This is a genomic window from Saccharopolyspora elongata, from assembly GCF_004348985.1.
GTDB classification, from domain to species: domain Bacteria; phylum Actinomycetota; class Actinomycetes; order Mycobacteriales; family Pseudonocardiaceae; genus Saccharopolyspora; species Saccharopolyspora elongata.
The window spans coordinates 1-2846 of the sequence record NZ_SMKW01000193.1; the positions used below are offsets into that span (position 1 = coordinate 1).

Annotated in this window: 2 protein-coding genes and 3 pseudogenes; 3 read left to right on the forward strand and 2 right to left on the reverse strand. The window is 63.0% G+C overall.

What is annotated here, in order from left to right; genetic code table 11:
* Positions 1-329 precede the first annotated feature (329 nt).
* Positions 330-803, forward strand: a complete 474-nt coding sequence (locus E1288_RS47765) for a hypothetical protein (RefSeq protein ID WP_165968641.1) — start codon at positions 330-332, stop codon at positions 801-803.
* Between the two features lie 214 nt (positions 804-1017).
* Here E1288_RS47765 and E1288_RS46160 read toward each other — a convergent pair whose 3' ends face one another.
* Positions 1018-1443, reverse strand: coding sequence for a transposase (locus tag E1288_RS46160; RefSeq protein WP_235884307.1), 426 nt, complete (start codon positions 1441-1443; stop codon positions 1018-1020).
* A gap of 219 nt (positions 1444-1662) precedes the next feature.
* A pseudogene (locus tag E1288_RS50695) lies at positions 1663-1728 on the reverse strand (hypothetical protein); the annotation flags it as partial.
* Between the two features lie 342 nt (positions 1729-2070).
* Here E1288_RS50695 and E1288_RS49680 point away from each other — a divergent pair.
* Together E1288_RS49680 and E1288_RS48460 are read left to right on the forward strand one after the other, a co-directional pair.
* Positions 2071-2497, forward strand: a pseudogene (locus E1288_RS49680) (transposase); the annotation flags it as partial.
* A gap of 35 nt (positions 2498-2532) precedes the next feature.
* A pseudogene (locus tag E1288_RS48460) lies at positions 2533-2719 on the forward strand (IS5/IS1182 family transposase); the annotation flags it as partial.
* Between the last annotated feature and the right edge of the window lie 127 nt (positions 2720-2846).

Consider the following 2846-nt stretch of genomic DNA (forward strand, 5'->3'; position numbering starts at 1 on the left):
CCGAACGCTTCACCCGCCGGCCCCGACCGCCCGCACTACCCACAGCGGCCTGGATCAACCAACCCACCGAAGATCAACAACCAGCCAACTGAACACAAACCGTCTCAATTTGACTTGACAACTACCGCTTGGGGGCGCTTTTGCTGTGTTTGATCGGGGTGAACACCCCGATTCCGGAGCCTTGGAATCCGCCGTCACCGAGGGCCGGTAGGTCGAGTTCGGAATAGGCCCAGTACAGGGCGCCCAGGACGTGCTCTTGGGCGCTGGTGCTGTCGTGGACACTGCCGGGTTCCACCGGTGAGGTCCACAGTGGGAATCCGGTGGGGTCGGTGATCATCTCCGACGTTGCCGCCCTGGGTGTGGTGTTTGCCGGAAAACCACCGGTCGATGAGGGTGCCGTTTTTGTTCTCGGTGGTTTCGCCAAGGCGGTCGGTGGTGAACAGTTTGCCGTCCACCATGACGTAGGCCGCCCCCTGCCAGGCGGCGTCTTCGAGCGCTTCGTGCAGGTCAGGGGCCTGATCGGCGAGGACGTCGATGACCTCGTCGATATAGCGGTAACCAGTGGCGCGGCCAATGTTGTTGTCCCTGGCCAGTTTCGGGATCGGGGTGCGGTCGAGGAACCACCGCAACCCCAGAACCGCTTGTGTGAACGGGGTCAACGCCCGTCGCCCGCGCGGGGTGAGGCGCCGCCGGCGTTCGGCGGCCAGCAGCCGCGTGAGGTAGCGGGTGAGTTCGTCGTCGACATCGAGCGTGGCAGTATAGGTAGTCACGTGGGGTCCTTGGTAATGAAGATGATCTTGTAGCGAGACCTTCTTCTACCAGGATCCCACGTCCGGTCTTCACAACCCCCTGCTCACACGCCGCCCGCACCCCGCCCCATTTCACTGAGATCACCTCAGTGGGAGGGAAGCCCTGATAGTAAATCTTGTGAGTTCGGATCAAGGGGTGCCCCGACTGGGGCAGGCATCGAAGTGCCTGTACTGGTCGAAAACTCGTTATCGGTTACGGCCTGGACTTTCATGCGGCGGGCCGGTACTCGTTGAGCAGTCTATCGAGACGCTGCCGGCGTCGGATCCTGTCGATCGGGGCAGAGAAGGGGATCATGTTCGGTTCGTCTTCGTGCGTACGCAGAAGCATCTCGTCGCCTTGGTGGCTGCGCCCGGCGTTGTGGTGGGCGACGTAGACGTCGAGCACGTGGCGTAGGTGGCGTTCTCCGGTGATGAGGATCCGGTCGGTGCACTCTCGGTAGACGGAACCGATCCAGCGCTCGGCGAAGGCGTTCATCCGCGGGGCCTGCGGTGCGGTGAGCACGATCTCGATGCCGGTGGGGGCGAAGGCCGCGTCGAGGGCGGCACCAACCTTCGCGTCGCGGTCGCGAATCAGGTATCTGAATCGGTTCCCGGTCTCCTCCAGATCACCGGCAAGACTGCGGGCCAGCTGCACCACCCAGTCCTCGGTTGGATGCTGGGTAATGCCGAGGGGGTGGGCCCTGCGTGTCTTGATCGTCGACGACGAATGCGACATTGCTTGTCGAAATCTTTGAAGGCGATCTCGGCGGCTTCCGGGTGGGTGCGGTGTAGATGGCGCGCATGTCGGCGAGTGCAACGACAGGATCGCCTCGTCGATACTGCCCAGCCGGCGGGATCGTTTCGGCGCGATCGCCGGCTCGAACGCCCCATTTCGGTCCCGTGGAACGTCCAACTCGACTGGACTGTGCACAGTGGACACCTTCTTTCGTTGATCGTCCGTTGCGTGAATTCCCGGTTCCCGCCCGGGCGGGGTCGCCTTTCTCGTAGCCGAGGTGGTGGGGCAACTCGGTGTCCAGGGCCCGTTCCAGCACCGCTTTGGTCATCTGGTTGAGCAGTTCCTGAACGCCCAACGAACCGCCATTGGACTGGGCGTCTTTCACCAGCGCGTCCAACACCTCCGGCGACAGTGCGCCGGCGAGGATCTCGCCCACGCTCGACTCAGACTCCGAATTCAATGTGTCCGGCGTCACGGATGAACCTTTCTGGGAGGACAGCGCCTCCCGATCTTGGCTCATCCGCGGCTTACACGGTTGTCATGCCACGGCCCCGAAGGCAGGCGCGGCCCCGGCCAGCCCCGCGCCGATTCCCCGGCTGCCCCGGGCGCGAGAAAGCCAAGCGGCTGAAAAACGCTCGTTACGCGCATCGCACCTACCTGCTCAAAGAAGGACTCCGGCGCGTCTTCAAGATCAAAGGTGACGCCGGGAAACAGGCCCGCAACAAGTGGATCAGCTGGGGCCCGCCGCATCCCGGTCTTCGTCTCCTTGCAGAAACACATCGTCAAACACCGCGCCGTGATCAACGCCGCCCTCGAACAGAGCCTGTCCCAAGGACTGATCGAGTGAGTCCACCAACACCAAAATCCGCCTGCTGGCCCGCATCGCCTTCGGATTCCGCAGCCCGAAGCACTCATCGCCCTGGCCATGCTCGCCCTCGGCGGCCACCCACCCACCCTCCTCCGACGAAAATGACACCCACGATCAATCACAAGAGCCAAGAAAATATGGGGTCTTTGACCGGTCTCAGCTCCGTGAATCGCGGGAAATCCAGCTTGAAGATCCATGCACTGTCTGCCCGGGTGAGACTGCCGCCGGCTGTCGCGGTCTCGGCCGTCAATACCAACGACGCTCACGCCCTCAAGCCGCTGCTTGGCGATCTCCGCCGTGAAGTCCCGGCGCATGCCCTGTCGGCGTCTGTCCGTGTGGCCCCATCAGGGCGATCAAAAGTGCACGGAGTTCTATCTAGGTCTGTTGCTGGTCCTGTACCTAGGCAAGCCTGTAGCTCCCCGGTCCTGCAAACGAGGAGCGTGTGACGATGAGA